General features: G+C 47.0%; 15 protein-coding genes. 8 read left to right on the forward strand and 7 right to left on the reverse strand.

From position 1 onward, the window contains the following. Positions 1-1,230: an ATP-binding protein gene (locus JFQ59_RS08030; protein WP_202319906.1), complete on the reverse strand. Its 1,230-nt coding sequence runs from the start codon at positions 1,228-1,230 to the stop codon at positions 1-3. Positions 1,231-1,397: 167 nt separating this feature from the next. Between JFQ59_RS08030 and katG the strand changes: the two genes are divergently transcribed. From katG to larB, 6 genes are all read left to right on the forward strand, one after another. Next, positions 1,398-3,578 carry a catalase/peroxidase HPI gene (gene katG, locus JFQ59_RS08035; protein WP_202319907.1) on the forward strand — a complete coding sequence of 727 codons (2,181 nt, stop codon included), beginning with the start codon at positions 1,398-1,400 and terminating at the stop codon, positions 3,576-3,578. Positions 3,579-3,734: 156 nt separating this feature from the next. Continuing rightward, entirely contained in the window at positions 3,735-4,199 is a 465-nt protein-coding gene (locus JFQ59_RS08040; RefSeq protein WP_202319908.1) for an AIR carboxylase family protein, read from the forward strand. Between the two features lie 4 nt (positions 4,200-4,203). Then, the gene (purC, locus tag JFQ59_RS08045) at positions 4,204-5,199 is read left to right on the forward strand and encodes a phosphoribosylaminoimidazolesuccinocarboxamide synthase (protein ID WP_202319909.1); all 996 of its coding nucleotides are present in this window, start codon (positions 4,204-4,206) and stop codon (positions 5,197-5,199) included. Then, a complete protein-coding gene (gene carA, locus JFQ59_RS08050; RefSeq protein ID WP_202319910.1) occupies positions 5,196-6,272 on the forward strand; it encodes a glutamine-hydrolyzing carbamoyl-phosphate synthase small subunit in 1,077 nt (358 codons plus the stop codon). The genes purC and carA overlap by 4 nt, the downstream gene beginning before the upstream one ends. A 6-nt stretch (positions 6,273-6,278) precedes the next feature. After that, positions 6,279-9,512 carry a carbamoyl-phosphate synthase large subunit gene (gene carB / locus JFQ59_RS08055; protein WP_202319911.1) on the forward strand — a complete coding sequence of 1,078 codons (3,234 nt, stop codon included), beginning with the start codon at positions 6,279-6,281 and terminating at the stop codon, positions 9,510-9,512. Continuing rightward, positions 9,496-10,185 carry a nickel pincer cofactor biosynthesis protein LarB gene (gene larB, locus JFQ59_RS08060; RefSeq protein ID WP_202319912.1) on the forward strand — a complete coding sequence of 230 codons (690 nt, stop codon included), beginning with the start codon at positions 9,496-9,498 and terminating at the stop codon, positions 10,183-10,185. The genes carB and larB overlap by 17 nt, the downstream gene beginning before the upstream one ends. Here the strand turns inward: larB and JFQ59_RS08065 are convergent. Beyond that, positions 10,150-10,437 carry a hypothetical protein gene (locus JFQ59_RS08065; RefSeq protein ID WP_202319913.1) on the reverse strand — a complete coding sequence of 96 codons (288 nt, stop codon included), beginning with the start codon at positions 10,435-10,437 and terminating at the stop codon, positions 10,150-10,152. The two genes, larB and JFQ59_RS08065, sit on opposite strands and share 36 nt — an antisense overlap. Positions 10,438-10,470: 33 nt before the next feature. Continuing rightward, positions 10,471-11,037, reverse strand: coding sequence for a class I SAM-dependent methyltransferase (locus JFQ59_RS08070; protein ID WP_202319914.1), 567 nt, complete (start codon positions 11,035-11,037; stop codon positions 10,471-10,473). Positions 11,038-11,119: 82 nt separating this feature from the next. On the opposite strand from JFQ59_RS08070, the gene JFQ59_RS08075 reads away from it, so the two are divergent. Beyond that, positions 11,120-11,857 (forward strand): Nif3-like dinuclear metal center hexameric protein, encoded by a 738-nt coding sequence (locus JFQ59_RS08075; RefSeq protein ID WP_202319915.1) that lies wholly within the window; start codon positions 11,120-11,122, stop codon positions 11,855-11,857. Here the strand turns inward: JFQ59_RS08075 and engB are convergent. Next, on the reverse strand, positions 11,832-12,449 hold the full coding sequence (gene engB, locus JFQ59_RS08080) for a GTP-binding protein EngB (RefSeq protein ID WP_202319916.1): 618 nt from the start codon (positions 12,447-12,449) through the stop codon (positions 11,832-11,834). The genes JFQ59_RS08075 and engB overlap by 26 nt on opposite strands. Continuing rightward, a complete protein-coding gene (locus JFQ59_RS08085) occupies positions 12,433-12,615 on the reverse strand; it encodes a preprotein translocase subunit Sec61beta (protein ID WP_202319917.1) in 183 nt (60 codons plus the stop codon). Before JFQ59_RS08085 ends, engB begins: the two co-directional genes overlap by 17 nt. Before the next feature lie 36 nt (positions 12,616-12,651). On the opposite strand from JFQ59_RS08085, the gene JFQ59_RS08090 reads away from it, so the two are divergent. After that, a complete protein-coding gene (locus JFQ59_RS08090) occupies positions 12,652-13,617 on the forward strand; it encodes an amidohydrolase family protein (RefSeq protein ID WP_202319918.1) in 966 nt (321 codons plus the stop codon). A 1-nt stretch (position 13,618) separates the two neighbouring features. Here JFQ59_RS08090 and JFQ59_RS08095 read toward each other — a convergent pair whose 3' ends face one another. Continuing rightward, positions 13,619-14,773 (reverse strand): (Fe-S)-binding protein, encoded by a 1,155-nt coding sequence (locus tag JFQ59_RS08095; RefSeq protein WP_202319919.1) that lies wholly within the window; start codon positions 14,771-14,773, stop codon positions 13,619-13,621. Positions 14,774-14,852: 79 nt separating this feature from the next. Then, positions 14,853-16,559 carry a long-chain-fatty-acid--CoA ligase gene (locus JFQ59_RS08100; RefSeq protein ID WP_202319920.1) on the reverse strand — a complete coding sequence of 569 codons (1,707 nt, stop codon included), beginning with the start codon at positions 16,557-16,559 and terminating at the stop codon, positions 14,853-14,855. Between the last annotated feature and the right edge of the window lie 23 nt (positions 16,560-16,582).

The following is a 16,582-nucleotide window of genomic DNA, read 5'->3' on the forward strand; positions in this document are numbered from 1 at the left end:
CTAGTACGAGGTCTTTAGTTTCAGTCTTTCCTTCACTTCCTGGATTGCCTCCACGAGATCGTGCTGAGAAAGCCTTTTTCTGCCCTCCAGCAAGGCCTTCAGAACAGCTTCTCTGACAACCAGCTTAATGTCCGCACCTGTGAATCCATCAGTCAGCTCGACAAGCTCATCGATGTTGAAATCGCCATCGATTCTGGCCAGAAATATCTGGAATATTTTCATTCTTATTTTCTCTGCCGGTTCAGGAAACTCAATTACCTTATCGAACCTTCTCCAAACGGCCGGATCGAGAAGACTCGGATGGTTTGTTGCTGCTATCAGAAGCACACCGTCCTCAACAAGGTTTATATCGTCGATCGATTTAAGCAGGGTGTTTACAGCCCTCTTGATGGCAGCATGCTCGTCGCTCGTCCTCATTTTTGCCACATAATCAAATTCATCAATGAAAAGTATGCACGGATTCATCTTTCTTGCTATTTCAAACACCTTCTCTATGTTTTTGGATGTCTCGCCCAGGTACTGGCTGGTTATCATGGAGAGCTTGACTTCAAGAAGCGGCAGGTAGAGTTTCTTACTCAAAGCCCTGGCAGTTGTGGTTTTTCCAGTTCCGGGCGGCCCTATAAAGAGTAGCTTACCAATATCTGAAAGCCCTATTTTTCTCAAAAACGCCCTTTCCTCTAAGGCGATTTCTATCTTTCTGACCTCTTCAAGCTGCTCTTCGCTGAGAGCCACGTCCTTAAAGTCTACCGGAATTTCTTCCGGAGACATCACTCTGACAAGGCTGAGCATCTCTTTGGCATCCTCACTCTTTTCCAGCTCCTCAATTACACTCCTCAGCCACTCCCTGTCTCCGTGTTTCGGTAAATTTGCCTTCTTTGCTTCCTCGTAAGAAACATCGAGCGAATCGTAGTTCTGATAGTAGTAGGCCAGAGCAGGATTCTTTTTGATCCTCTCAACGCCCCTCGATGCAAACCACTTTACAGCCAAATCGAAGGATGTCAGGATGTATTGTTTGGAGAATGCATTCAAATCTACAAAAGGTGGTTTCTGTTCGATTTTTCCAGCATATTTAATCACAACATCCTCTTTTATTGTGACGGGCCTTCTTATTCCCCCTCTGTTATAGAGCAGCTTTCTGATTTCCTTCGGTATGTCGTCTTCTGTAAGCTCCTCATACCTGTTAAAAATCTCTGCAGTTAGCAGAAGTTCGACAAGCCTGACAGCACTCATCTGAGACACTTCCTACACATCACTTCAGCGTGATTTAAATTTTTTGGGATGGTGCAGTGTTTGAGTTTTGCCTCCTTTCTGGATTTTCACAGCAGGGTAGCAAGGATAATTCATGAAAAATTGCGTCAGTTCATAAGAGTTATAAATGAACAAAGAGTAGGTACACCATGTCCGGAAATAAAAGAAAAAGGTGGATTACGGATTGGTGGCCAAACAGGTTGAATCTGAAGATTCTCAGGCAAAACTGCCCAACTTCCAACCCATATATGCCAGACTTTGATTACCTGAGGGAAGTTCGGAATCTTGACGTTGATGCGGTGATAAGGGACCTGAAGGATCTAATGAGGAGCTCGCAGGACTGGTGGCCAGCGGATTTCGGTCATTATGGCCCATTATTCGTCAGGCTCGCATGGCACAGCGCTGGAAGCTACCGTATTTACGATGGCAGAGGTGGGGCAAGGAATGGAAGCATTCGCTTCCCGCCGAGAATAAACTGGCCGGACAACATTGGTCTTGACAAAGCAATAAGGTTGCTGTGGCCGATAAAGAAGAAATACGGAAGAAGACTCTCTTGGGCGGATCTTATAATCCTCGCCGGAACCGTTGCTCTGGAGGATATGGGTGTGAAGGTCCTGGGTTTTTCCCTCGGAAGAGAAGACATCTTTGAGCCTGACGAGAGTCCGGACTGGGGTCCGGAGGAGGAAATGCTCACAGCAAGGCGTGTGAAGGAAGGAGAGCTGGAGAGGCCATTTGCTGCAACGGAGATGGGGCTGATCTACGTCAATCCTGAAGGACCGGGAGGAAACCCCTCTCCGACCGAGTCTGCGAAGGAAATAAGACTCGCATTCGCCAGAATGGGGATGAATGATGAGGAAACGGTTGCTTTGATTGCAGGGGGTCATGCGTTCGGGAAGTGCCATGGTGCTGCATCGGACAGATATCTCGGCCCCGATCCCAGTTCATCGCCGATAGAACAGCAGGGTCTGGGCTGGAAATTCGAATATGGTAGTGGAAAAGGTCCCGATACCTTTACATCCGGCTTCGAACTGGCATGGTCTCCAACACCAACCAAATTCGGAATCCAGTATCTGCACATCCTCTTCAAGTATGAGTGGGAGCTGACAAAAAGTCCTGCAGGAAGATATCAGTGGGTTGCCAGGGATGCTCCGGAGATCGTTCCTGATGCCCACGATCCGGACAAGAAGCACAAGCCGATGATGCTAACAGCCGATCTCGCCCTGAGGTTTGATCCGGAATACGCCAGGATAGCGAAGAGGTTTCTGGAGAATCCTGCAGAGTTCGAGAGGGCCTTTGCGAGAGCATGGTTCAAACTAACTCACAGAGACATGGGGCCGCCAGACTGTTATGTTGGCCCATACGTTCCTAAGGAAACGTTTGTCTGGCAGGATCCCTTGCCGGAGAGGGATTTTGAGCTAATTGATGAGGAGGACGTGAGAAGTCTTAAGGAAAGAATCCTGAAATCTGGATTGAGCATTTCTAAACTCGTCTACATTGCCTGGGCCTCGGCATCCACCTACAGGGATTCCGACAGAAGGGGAGGGGCCAATGGGGCCAGAATTCGGCTGTATCCTATGAACAAGTGGGAGATCAATCATCCGGATGAGCTCCCGGAGATCATATCTGTTTATGAGGGGATTCAAAGGGAGTTTAACGGGGAGCAGGAGAAAAATGGCACTGAGAAGAGGGTATCCATCGCCGATCTGATAGTTCTTGGGGGGTGTGCGGCGATTGAAAGGGCAGCCAGAATGGCAGGATATGAGATCGAGGTACCGTTCATACCTGGAAGGGTTGATGCTTCCCAGGATCAGGTTGAGGTTGAGTTCTACAGGGAGATAGAACCTTTTGCCGATGGGTTCCGAAACTACTTCAGATATCCGGAAAGAATTTCGGAAGATGATATCTGCACAACTCCGGAGTACTTTCTAGTCGATAAATCGCAGCTCCTGACACTTACCGTTCCGGAAATGACGGTTTTGCTGGGTGGTCTGAGAGTTCTCGGTGCCAACTACAGGTATGCAAACCACGGCGTACTCACAGAAACACCAGGAAGGCTGACAAACGACTTTTTCGTAAACCTTCTGGATATGGGGGTGGAATGGAGGAAGGCTGATGGGTACCGCTATCTTTTCAACGGCTATGACAGAAAGACGGGCAGGCTGAAATGGACCGCCACGAGAGTTGATCTGATTTTCGGGCATCATGACGAGCTCAGGGCTGTGGCTGAAGTTTATGCCTGTGATGATGCCGGAGAAAAGTTCGTCCGCGATTTTGTGGCTGCGTGGGTCAGGGTGATGAATCTGGACAGATTCGACTTGAAAATGGGATAATCTCCAATCATTTTTTCATTCTCTGGCGGATTCGAAATTTATTTGACTCTTTGAAGCAAGATGTAAACCAGCCATACACCAAGAAAGTTATATTATGTAACAATCCCAGACCTAAAGAGGTTGCTTATGAAAAATTGCCGTCAAAAGGTGAGGAGGATGAAGGCAGTGATAATAATGGGTTCAAAGTCTGATGTGGAATATTCAAAGAAAATAGCGGAAAAACTCGCTGAATTTGGAATTGAGAGTGTGTTGAGAGTGGCTTCTGCACATAAAACTCCCGAAAAAGTTCTGGAAATAATCAGGGAGTATGAGAAAGAGGATGTTATCTTTGTTACAGTTGCGGGCAGAAGTAATGCCCTGAGCGGTTTTGTCGACGCGAACACGGTAAAACCCGTTGTGGCCTCCCCACCCTACAGCGAGAAATTTGCGGGGATGGACATACTTTCCAGTATCAGAATGCCCTCTGGAGTTGCACCCCTGTTCGTAATGGAGGCGGAGAACACGGCATTAGGGGTGGCCAAGATAGCATCCCTCATGGATGAGAGTGTTGAACGTAAGGTAAGGGATTACCAGCAACGGAAGAAGGGAGAGATTTATAAATCCGATGAGGAACTGAGGTGATTGGATGGGCAGTGTTAAAGATCTGGTCGTGATTAAAGAACCCGGAGATAGCTTGGGAATCGGAAGGTTCATCTTTTCTGATCGATATTCCGTTTTTGATTATGGAGAGATGCCCGATAAAATAGAGGACAAGGGTAAAGCTCTGTGCATGGTTTCGGCATATTTTTTTGAGAAACTCGAGGAGATGGGAATCAAAACCCATTATGCCGGCCTTGTTGAGGACGGCAGGATCAGGAGATTTGACGAGGTTGAATCAGCAGTTAATGAAATGGAGATTAAGCTCGTCAGGGTTGTTAGACCTTCAAATGGGGATTACACAGTCTTTAAACGTCTTGGTGGCAATTTTCTAATTCCACTTGAAGTAATTTACCGGAACAGTGTTCCAGAAGGTTCATCCCTGCTCAGAAGAATTGAGAATGGAGAAGTTAGTCCGGAGGATTTTGGGCTGAGCAGAATAAAGCCTGGAGAGAAGCTTGAAAAGCCTGTTGTTGATTTCAGCACCAAACTTGAGGATGTGGACAGATATCTGAATCATAGAGAAGCGATGGAGGTATCTGGACTGGAAAGGTGGGAATTTGAAAACCTGAAAGAACTCGTTATTCGGGTTGACGAGTTGATCACGAGAGAAGTTGCCAAGGCAGGGCTTGAAAATGAGGATGGTAAGATAGAGGTTGCGTTTGATGAGAACAGACGGCTGATGATTGTAGATGCTGTTGGCACTCCGGATGAGTGCAGGTTCAGCATGGGTAAATTTGAGGTCAGCAAGGAGCTTTTAAGAAGATATTACAGGAAGACTGACTGGTATGCGAGGGTACAGGCTTGTAAAGGTAAAAAGGGCTGGAGAGAGTTGGTGGGCAGACCGCCAAATCTACCGGAAAACGTAAAAAGGGGAATTTCAGACCTTTACAGGGCGTTCTGCAATGAGGTTACCGGCAGAAAACTCTTCGATGTTCCAAAACTTAAGGAGGTTGTTGCCGGACTTGAAGAGGTGTTCGAATGAAGGCGGCACTGGCTCTTGAAGATGGGACATATGTTGAGGGAAGAGCTTTTGGTGCTGAGAGGGAGGGATTGGGGGAGATTGTTTTCTGCACCAGCATGACCGGATATGTTGAGGCCCTAACCGATCCCAGCTATAAGGGGCAAATCCTGATGATGACGTATCCGCTGATAGGGAACTACGGAGTTAGCAGAGAAGATTTTGAGAGCGATGGTGTGAAGGTTGAAGGTTTTGTTGTCAAGGAGCTATGCAAAAAACCCAGCAACTGGAGGAGCGAGAAGAGTGTGGATGAACTTCTGAAGGAGTACAATGTGCCGGGCATCGAAGGCGTTGATACCAGAATGCTGACAAGGAAAATAAGAATTTACGGCTCCATGAAAGCTGCGATTGGTGTGGGTGATGTCGAAAAAGAGGATCTAATCAGAAAGGCTGTTGAACAGCCGTTCATCGGTGATGTCGATCTCGTTGATAAGGTGTGTGTGAGAGAAGTTAAGAGAATGGAATCTGGTGGAGATCTCGAGGTTGTGCTTGTTGACTGCGGAATAAAGATGAGCATTGCGAGGCAGCTCCTGAAAAGGGGCGTCAACCTGACAATTGTCCCCTACAACTATCCAGCAAAGAAAATAATGGAAATGAATCCTGACGGTGTTTTCATATCCAATGGTCCGGGAGATCCGGCAAGGGTTAAGTCCACCATAGAGACGATAAGGAAACTGGCTGGACAGATTCCAATGGCCGGGATATGTCTTGGACATCAGCTCACTGCCCTGGCCCTTGGAGCAAAGACATTCAAGCTGAAGTTCGGGCATCACGGCAGCAATCAGCCCGTCAAGGATTTTGAAACAGGCAGGGTTTTCATATCGAGCCAGAATCACAACTTTGCAGTTGACGAAAAAACACTCCCAGCCAATGTTGAGGTCACCCAGATCAATCTGAACGACCATACGGTCGAGGGAATAATTCATAAGGATTTTCCGCTTATAACGGTTCAGTACCATCCGGAAGCCGGGCCCGGACCGCATGACACCTACTTCTTTTTTGACAGGTTTATTGACATGGTTAAAGAGTACAGGTGATACCAGATGCCGAAAAGGGAGGATTTGAAGAAGATTATGGTGATCGGCAGCGGACCAATTGTAATCGGCCAGGCTGCGGAGTTTGACTACTCCGGGAGTCAGGCGTGCAAGGCTCTGAGAGAAGAGGGCTATGAGGTCATCCTCGTAAATTCCAACCCCGCTACTATAATGACCGATCCCGATATGGCGGATAGGGTTTACATCGAACCCCTCGATGCGGAAATCGTTGCGAAAATCGTTGAGAGGGAAACTCCGGATGCCATCCTACCCACCCTCGGGGGTCAGACGGCCCTCAACCTTGCGGTGCAACTCTCTGATATGGGAGTTCTAGACAGATATGGGGTTGAGCTTATAGGTGCGAAGATAGATGCTATAAAGAAAGCAGAGGACAGGGAGCTTTTTAAAGAATCGATGAAAAGGATAGGCCTCGAAGTGCCTAGAAGTGGTGTGGCGAGTGATGTCGGTGAAGCTCTTGAAATTGCCGATGAAATTGGCTATCCTGTGGTTGTGAGGCCTGCTTTTACCCTTGGAGGCACGGGAGGAGGAATAGCCTACAACAGAGAGGAACTAAAGGAAATTGCATCTCACGGCCTTAAGATGTCGTTGATAAACCAGGTACTCATAGAAGAGGGTGTTTTGGGATGGAAGGAGTTCGAACTTGAGGTTATGAGGGACTTTGCGGACAACGTCGTAATAATATGCTCTATTGAGAACTTTGATCCGATGGGTGTGCATACCGGGGACAGCATTACCGTGGCACCTGCCCAGACTCTGACCGATGTCGAGTATCAGTATCTGAGAGATGCAGCCATCAAGATAATCAGAGAGATTGGTGTTGAGACAGGTGGGAGCAACATTCAGTTTGCCGTTCATCCGGAAAATGGAAGGGTTGTGGCAATTGAGATGAACCCGAGAGTCAGCAGATCCTCGGCTCTGGCTTCAAAGGCAACCGGCTATCCAATAGCCAAAATTGCAGCAAAACTTGCAGTCGGCTACACGCTTGATGAAATTCCAAATGACATAACGAAAGAAACTCCTGCGAGCTTTGAGCCGACCATTGACTATGTGGTTGTTAAAATCCCCAGATTTGCCTTCGACAAGTTTCCCACCGCTGACAGCATACTGGGGAGCCAGATGAAGAGTGTTGGAGAGGTAATGGCCATAGGCAGAACTTTCGAAGAGGCTCTTCAAAAGGCAATAAGGAGTCTGGAAATCGGGAGGTATGGCCTCGGATGCGACGGGAGGGACAGGGAAGTTACGCTGGATGAGATAAAGGAAAAGCTGAGAAATCCGAATGCCGGAAGGGTGTTTTACATTCGATATGCCCTGCAGAGGGGTATGACAGTTGATGAGATTTACAGGCTTACGAATATCGATCCGTGGTTCATTGAGAAAATAAAGAATCTTGTTGAGTTCGAAGAGGAGCTGAAGCAATGGGCGGAGAGATGTTCGCTTGAGGACGTTCCGGATGATGTTCTGAAAAAGGCCAAAAAACTCGGATATTCTGATAGGCAGCTGGCAACAATTTTCAACACCACTGAAAGAGAGGTAAGGAGGGTAAGGAAGAAAAGAGCGGTCAGGGCTGTTTACAAGATGGTTGATACCTGTGCTGCTGAATTTGAGGCCAAAACACCATACTACTACTCCTCGTACGAGGATGAGAATGAGGCAGTAAGAACTGACAGGCGGAAGGTCATGATTCTTGGAGCCGGACCGAACAGAATAGGCCAGGGTATTGAATTTGATTACTGCTGCGTTCATGCGGTGTTCAGTCTGAAGGAAGATGGTTATGAGACTATAATGGTCAACTGCAATCCGGAGACAGTTTCAACGGACTATGACACATCTGACAGACTTTATTTTGAACCCATAACCCATGAAGACGTGATGAACATTTACGAAAATGAAAAGCCGGAGGGCGTCATCGTTCAGTTCGGAGGTCAAACACCTCTGAACATAGCGAGAGACCTTGAAATGAGCGGTGCAAAGATCTTGGGCACTTCAGTTGACTCCATAGACATTGCAGAGGACAGGGAAAGATTTTCGGAATTGCTGGAAAGACTGGGGATTCCACAACCGGAGAATGGCATTGCCTTCAGCATCGATGAAGCGAAGAGGATTGCAGGCAGAATAGGATTTCCGGTTCTCGTGAGGCCGAGCTATGTTCTTGGTGGTAGAGCGATGGAGATAATCTACGATATGGAAACGCTTGAAAGATACATAAATGAGGCTCTGGAAGTGAGCCCGGAGAAACCGATTCTGATCGATAAATTCCTGGAGGATGCAATTGAGGTTGAGGTGGATGCACTCTGTGATGGTGAGGAAGTGGTTATTGGGGGGATAATGGAGCACATCGAGGAGGCTGGAGTTCACAGCGGAGACTCAGCATGCGTTCTTCCACCTGTTTCGCTGGATGAAAAAACGATCGATACGATTGTGGACTATACCAGAAAGCTGGCGCTGAGTCTTAATGTTGTTGGGCTGATAAACATACAGTATGCGGTTAAGGATGGGGTTGTTTACGTTCTCGAGGCAAATCCGAGGGCAAGCAGGACTGTACCATTTGTCAGCAAGGCAACGGGATTACCACTGGCCAAAATAGCTGCGAAGCTAATGATGGGGAAAAAGCTGAGGGAGCTTGGAGTGAGGGAAAATCTCAGGCTGAAGCATGTGGCTGTTAAGGAAGCGGTCTTTCCGTTCATTAAGTTGCCAGGCGTTGATCCTGTGCTTAGCCCTGAGATGAAGTCCACCGGAGAGGTTATGGGGATAGACTATGATTTTGGTCTGGCCTACTACAAGGCGGAACTTGGTGCCGGGATGAGACTCCCGCTGGAAGGAACAGTCTTCATAAGTGTGAGGGAAAGGGACAAAAACGAAAAAACCGTGGAGCTTGCGAGGAAATTCAAGAAACTCGGTTTTAGGATCATTGCGACCAAAGGAACCAGGGACTTTTTGAGAGAGCATGGTATAGACGTCGAGCTGATAGCGAAAGTCAGTCAGGGAAGACCGAACATACTTGATGCCATTGTGAACAGGCAGGTGGATCTTATAATAAACACTCCCAGTGGCAAGAGGGGCAGAACTGAGGGGTACATGATAAGAAGGGCCGCAGTGGACTATGGAGTGACACATATAACAACTCTGGCTGGTGCATACGCTGCGGTGAGGGCAATAGAGGCTGTGAAAAATAGAAAAATGGTTGTGAAGTCAATCCAGGAGTACCATGAGGAAAACAGATAGTTTTGAAGAGCTGGTAAAACTGGATCTGGAGAGATACGAGAGGGCGGGGAAGCCGGAGGCGGTGTATGCTGAGGGGAAGAGTGTAGAGGATATACTGGCTATAGCCCATAAGGTGATTAGCGAGGGCAAGTCTACATTGATAACGAGACTTACCAGAGATCAGATGGAGGCATTGAAATTTCTGGATAAGGTTGAGGTCAATGAGAGAGGAAGAATCGCTGTTGTTGGTGAAAAAAGGCAGGAAAAGATTGGAAAGGTCGCAGTGCTTTGTGCGGGCACTTCCGACACACCGGTTGCAGAGGAGGCGGTGGTTACAGCGGAGTATCTTGGCCTTGAGGCTATAAAATTTTATGATGTTGGTGTGGCTGGTTTGCACAGAATAATTGAGCCGATCAGAAGAATAAGGGAGGAGAATGTGGATAGTGTGATAGTAATAGCGGGGATGGAGGGAGCACTGCCCTCGGTCATTGCTGGAATTGTTGATGTTCCGGTAATAGCTGTACCCACATCTGTTGGGTACGGAGTAAATCTGGGAGGTATTTCGACACTCTTCGCGATGCTTCAGAGCTGCTCTTCTGGGGTTGCCGTGGTAAACATAGATAACGGCTTTGGTGCAGCAGTTTTTGCCTCCTTGATATCAAGGGTTAAGATGAAAACTTCCGGAAAACACTAATCTGCCATAGGAATATACGTTCACCTCTAAATCGGAGCAGTTCATCTCAAGTTTTATTATACTGCTGTGGAAGGTCTGGGTTTTTCCGCAACCGAAAAGATGGACTTCCGGGTTGTCGATTCCGGCCAGAATTAGCCTGTCTCCATCCACATATACTTTTCTGGGGTTCGAGTTCAAATGCAGTGCCACAATGTGGTAAGACAGTAAACCGATGGCAACAATTATGATCACTGCAATCAACACTCGCATCATTCAGGTTTTCAAACAGGTCAAAGATAAATTTTACTATTGAGGTTTGGCAATAAGACAAACGAAGTCATTTTCCGAATGCACGAGAAAGGTTTTTCTGATCTCCATAACTTTAAAACCAGCTCTTCTCAGCATTGAAATGGCTTCATCCTCAGTGTAGAAGATTGCAATTCTGTAGAAAGGGCTTTCTCTGAACGAGTACTCTTTCCCAAGACCTGAATTCTTTGGGATTATGCACACCACCATAAACCCGTCTTTTCTCAGCACCCTCTTTGCTTCGGCGAGAACCTCAGTTGGCGAGTCCAAAAAGCATAGCGTGAATATGAGGTAAACGGATTTGAAGATGTTGTTCCTGAAAGGCAGCTTTCTTCCATCAGCCAGCAGACTCTCCACATTTCTGCTTTTGGCTATTTTCAGCATTGCAAGAGATATGTCAACACCCACATCTATCCCCAGTGCAGATGCGAATCTTCCAGTACCAACACCAATTTCGAGTGATGGACTTGATGGTTTTGGAATTGTAAATAGCTCTCTCTCATATATCTCCCTGTTCCTGTCATACCATTCGTCATATCTCCGGGCATGTGATTCGAAAACGTTCACATCTTCACATCATTTCAGTTTTATTTCAGCTTTTCTCAGCGAGGTACGATAAACTAAAATAGAATTGTACGAATTGCTGATCATGAGGCTTTCCGAAGTCTGTGAGTTTCTTGACGGGTATTTGAAGATAGAGCTTTATCAGGATGTTTCAAACAATGGATTGCAGGTTGAAGGGAGGGATGAAGTCAGGAAGGTGGCGTTTGCAGTCGATGCATGCATGGAGACCTTTAGAGCAGCAAAGAAGTCTGGTGCGGACATGCTGGTGGTTCATCACGGCCTCATCTGGGGCGGAATCGACAGCCTGAGAGGTGTGATGAAAAGGAGGGTCAGTTATCTTCTGGAAAATGAAATATCTCTCTACGCCGTTCATCTTCCCCTTGATGCCCACAGAGAGGTGGGGAACAATGCGGTTTTGCTTAGAAAAATTGGAGCTGAACCGGAAAGTGAGTTCGGAGAATACAGGGGTGTTAAAATAGGGTATTCGGCGGAGTTGAGCGATGCTACCACTCCCTCCAACATTGCTGCCAGATTTCCTTCAGCCATGCTGCTCCCGTTTGGTAAGGAGAGGGTGAGGAGGGTGGCTGTGGTCTCGGGGAGAGGGGGATTTGCGATAAAAGAGGCAATAGAGTGCGGGATTGAACTCTTCATCACCGGAGAGGCTGAACATGAGGTGTACCACATCGCAAAAGAGGGTGGTGTAAACGTGATATTCCTCGGACATTACGAGAGTGAAAGATACGGGGTTGAGAGTTTGATGAATGTTGTTGGGGAAAAGCTGAAAGTTGAAACGGCATTCATCGACGTTCCAACGAACCTCTAAATGCTTTAACAGCGTCAGTAAGTCCGCTGGAAATCAGATACTGTTTCAAATCCTTTTTTAAAATCTCAACCTTTCCCGTTTTTGCCGAAACGGGATATATGATGTGTTTCCAGTTGTGCCAGGGTGGCAGCATACCCAGTTTTTCGGCGATTTTATCCAAAATACCGGCATCGGCAACTTTATCCATTTTGTTCGCTGCCAGAAACACTCTTGGTGTTACCTCATCGAGGAACTCGAACATTTCAATTTCAACCGGAATGTGTCCTCTCCTCTCCCATCTCTCAGCTATTTCGACGAATGAACTGGCATCAATAACCTCAACAGCGGCTACTATTCTATCCGAGTTGTTCTCGATGTACTGCACGACAAAATCCTTGATTTTTTCATTGAAATCTTTTCCTACCCCTCTGACGTATCCGAATCCTGGTAGGTCTGTGAAGAGAACGCTTCCTACCTGAAAGGTGTTCGGCTTCAATGTTGTTCCGGGCTTTTTTCCCCGCCTCACCCTGGTCTTCAAAAGGGCTGAAAAAAGAGTTGATTTACCGACATTCGACCTGCCGGCAAAGACGACTTCTTTAAGGCCAGAGGCCATAGTATGCATTGAGGATTATTACCAGAACGCCTGTTACGATTCCCGCAGCCAGAACAGTCTTTGGACTAACCTTAATACTGGTTTTCTCCTCTTCGAAGTACCTCATTATGCCTGCCGATGACATCAGGGGAGGAGTTTTGGATTTACCCTTCGACGCCTTTGCCATGGTAAGAGTTATGTGCGTGAATATTTAACTCTTCCCATGTTCAGAGGGATCCTGATTACCCCGGAGTACGAGAAGTTCGGTGAGCTGATTCCTGAAGAGATGATTTTTGAGGAGACCAGAACCGACAAAGCCAGCTACATCATAACGCCCACATTTTTTAATGCTCACACCCATCTCGGCGATGCGGCATTGAGGGAAACTCCGAGAAAACCTCTTGAGGAGATTGTTGGACCTGGTGGTTACAAGCACAGAATGCTGGAAGGAACTGACGTAGAGAAGCTGAGGGAACATGCAGTTCTTGAAGTTGAGGCAAGCAGAAAAGCTGGAACCTCCCATTTTCTGGATTTCAGAGAGGGGGGGGTGAGGGGGCTGGATGTGACAAGAGGTCTGGACGGTGTTTTAACCCTGGCCAGGCCATCAAGTGTTGAAGAGGCTGAAAGTATTGGCGCCTTTGGCTTCGCCTACAGCAGCACCAGAGATCATGATGCGAAGCTGGTGGAGGAAGTTAGAGAGGTTGCACGAAGAAAAAAGATGGTTTTCGGCATTCACGCAGGCGAAAGGGATTGTGAGGATGTCGATTCTGCAATAGCACTTGACCCGGACTTTGTGGTACACATGAACATGTGTCCTGAGAGAATTCAAAGTCTCATTGATGCAGAAATTCCGATTGTAAGCTGCCTTCGCAGTAATGCCTTTTTCGGATTGCTCAATACAAGAAGTTATGAAATTCTGCAGGATTACGACGGCTGGATGCTCGGCACGGATAATGCAATGACATCAACATCCTCAATCTTGGATGAAATGCACTTTGCAGCGTATATTTTAGAAAATGATAAATCTATTTTTCGAGCTGCAGTCAGAGGATATGAGCTGTTTGGGGTTGAGAGTGGATACATCATTTTTAACAGAAGGTACAGCTTTAAGAGAACGTCTAACTTTATTTCAACTCTGGTCAGGAGGGCTGGTATTTACGATATAGAAACAGTTTTAATAAAAAAATAAATTATTCCTCACCGTATGCGGATTCAAAGACCAGTTCTACTATATCCTTCACGACGAGCTGTTTGTCCAGCTTTTCAGTTTTTACACCATCTTCAAGCATTAGCAGGCAGAATGGACATGCGACCGCAAGCACCTCTGCACCGGTTTCAGCAGCCTCCTGTGCCCTAACTCTGGCCGGCTGTATCTCACCCGGATAATCTCCCACTATGTTCCCTGCACCGCCACCGCAGCACAGAGACATCCTTCTGTTACTCCTCATCTCAACAAGCTCCACACCCGGTATCATTTTCAGAATCTCTCTTGGAAGGTCGTAGATTCCGTTATATCTTCCGAGATAGCAGGAGTCATGGTATGTAACCTTCACGTCAAGTGAGTTCTTCAACTGAAGCTTTCCGCTTTTTATCGCATCCCTCAGAACCTCCAGGAAGAGTTTTACCTCGTAACCCTTGTACCAGTTCTTGAATGCGTTAAAGCAATGTGGAGAGTGGGTGAACAGCTTTTGCACCCCGTATTTATCGAATGTCTTTACGTTCTCCTCAGCAAGAAGTTCGAAAAGCCCCTCCTCACCTGCTCTTCTCACATCGTTGCCGCAGCACCCCTCTTCTCTTCCAAGCGTAGCAAAATTCACGCCAAGATCGTTCAAAATTCTGGCCATCTTAAGTGTTACACTGATGTTCCTGTTTTCAAAGCTATGTGCGCAACCGACAAACCACAGCCATTCAAATTCCGGGTTATCTTTGACTTTTGGCACCTCCACGTCGCTTTTTTTGATCCATTCTTCCCTCTTGAATTTTCCGATTCCCCAGGGGTTCTTCTGCTTCGTTATGTTCTGGAAGAAATCTCTGATGTAAGGTGGTGTTTTGCCGTTTTCCACGAGAACCCTCTTGATTGCCAGCATGGTTTCGCTAGGCTGCACATCTCTTGGACAGAACTCCGTGCAGAGATTGCAGGAAAGACAGAGCCACGCCTCCTCGAAGTTTTCAATGACCTCCCCGACTCCAAATCTCGAAAGCAGAACCGGTTTTCTGGGAAAGCTGGCATCTGTTGTTGAGACGGGGCAGATACCGGTACATGTACCGCATTGGTAGCATCTCACCACTCTCTCGGCACCGAACTCTTTTAAAATTTCAAAATACTCAGGGTCAATCGTAATCATTTTATCGTCCTCCTTTTGGTTAGAGATGCTCTCAATGGTGATTTAAAAGCATTTCTAAAAATGTTGAACGAAAAAAAAGTTAGGTCTTTTTCAGTTCCTCATCTCTCAAAACTCTGCGCAGGATCTTGCCCACGGCAGACTTGGGTAGCTCATCTCTGAATTCGACAATTTTCGGAACCTTGTAGGCCGCAAGCCGTTCCTTGCAGAACTTTATTATGTCCTCCTCTGTCACCTTGTCCGCATACTCGGGTTTAAGCACGACAAAGGCCTTGACGGTTTCACCTCTGTAGGGATCGGGAACCCCAACAACGGCAGCCTCCATTACTGCAGGATGTTCGTACAGAACCTCTTCGACCTCTCTCGGGTAGATGTTGTAACCTCCCGCTATTATCATATCTTTCTTCCTGTCAACAATGTAGAAGTAGCCGTCCTCGTCCATTTTGGCCATATCTCCGGTAAGCAACCAGCCATTGACCAGAACTTTTTTTGTCTCCTCTTCCATTTTCCAGTAACCCTTCATAACCTGAGGTCCCTTTATTGCGAGCTCTCCCACCTCGCCAACGGGCAGAATTCTACCCTCATCGTCCACGACAACTGAGTACGTATCGGGGAAGGGTATTCCAATACTTCCTTCTTTGTTTACCCCGTAGATCGGATTTGCATGTGTAACAGGCGAGGTTTCACTGAGGCCGTATCCCTCAACGAGCTTACCCCCCGTCACCCTCTCGAACTCCCTTTTGACCTCAACCGGCAGGGGGGCTGCACCGCTGATACATGCTTTGATTGAGCTGAGATCGTATTTGTCAAGATCGGGATGATTGAGAATTGCGTTGTACATCGTGGGAACGCCGCAGAATATGCTTACTCTGTATTTCTGAATGCTCTCAAGAATCCTCTTTATATCTCGTGGATCCGGAACGAGAATGATGGTGGATCCAAATGCAATGGGTGCGTTCAATGAGGTTGTCATCCCGTAGCTGTGGAAATATGGCAGAACACCTATGAACACATCATTTTCGACATCTTTTTCCGGCAGCCATTCAAGAACCTGGTAGGCGTTGGCGACAAGATTGTAGTGGGTGGACATTACGGCCTTGGGCACGCCGGTAGTCCCTCCAGTGTACAGAAATATTGCCACATCCTCCTTCGGGTTGATTTCGGCCCTCTTTCTGGATGGCGGAGATTTCATCACGTCCTTCCAGTAGACAATTTCATCTCTTCTGTCAATGTTTACCTTCTCCTTCTTCAGCGGGTACAGGAAGTTAAGCGGGAAGGGCAGAAAATCCTCAATTTTACAGATTACAGCCTTTTTTATTTTGCCATCTTTTATCAAATTTTTGATTCTCGGATAAACCATCTCAACGAAAAAGCCGTATTCAGCTTCGCTATTTTCGAGGATATATCTGATTTCTCTTTCGGTGTAGAGCGGATTGCACTGTACAACCGTCGCACCTGTTTTGAGTATTCCATAGTAAGCTGCAACGTAGTGGGGTGTGTTGGGTAGATCAACAACAACCTTGCTGCCCTTTCCAACACCCAGCTCGGAGAGATAACCGGCCACCCTGTCACTCATCTCATCAAGCTGCCTGTATGTTATCTTTTTTCCGAAGAAGACAAGTGCTACCTTATCCGGGTGCTTCTTGGCAGATTCCTGCAGTAGCTCATAAAGCGGCACTTCAGGGTAGTCTATATGATCCCTCACACCCTCGTCGTAGAACTTGGTCCAGATTCTGTTGATCTCCTTCTCGTCCACTTCCATTATTGTTTTTCCTTCAACACCAAGCATATACATTCTTTGGATTAAGGATA

Source organism: Archaeoglobus neptunius (assembly GCF_016757965.1).
In the GTDB taxonomy this organism is placed as follows: domain Archaea; phylum Halobacteriota; class Archaeoglobi; order Archaeoglobales; family Archaeoglobaceae; genus Archaeoglobus; species Archaeoglobus neptunius.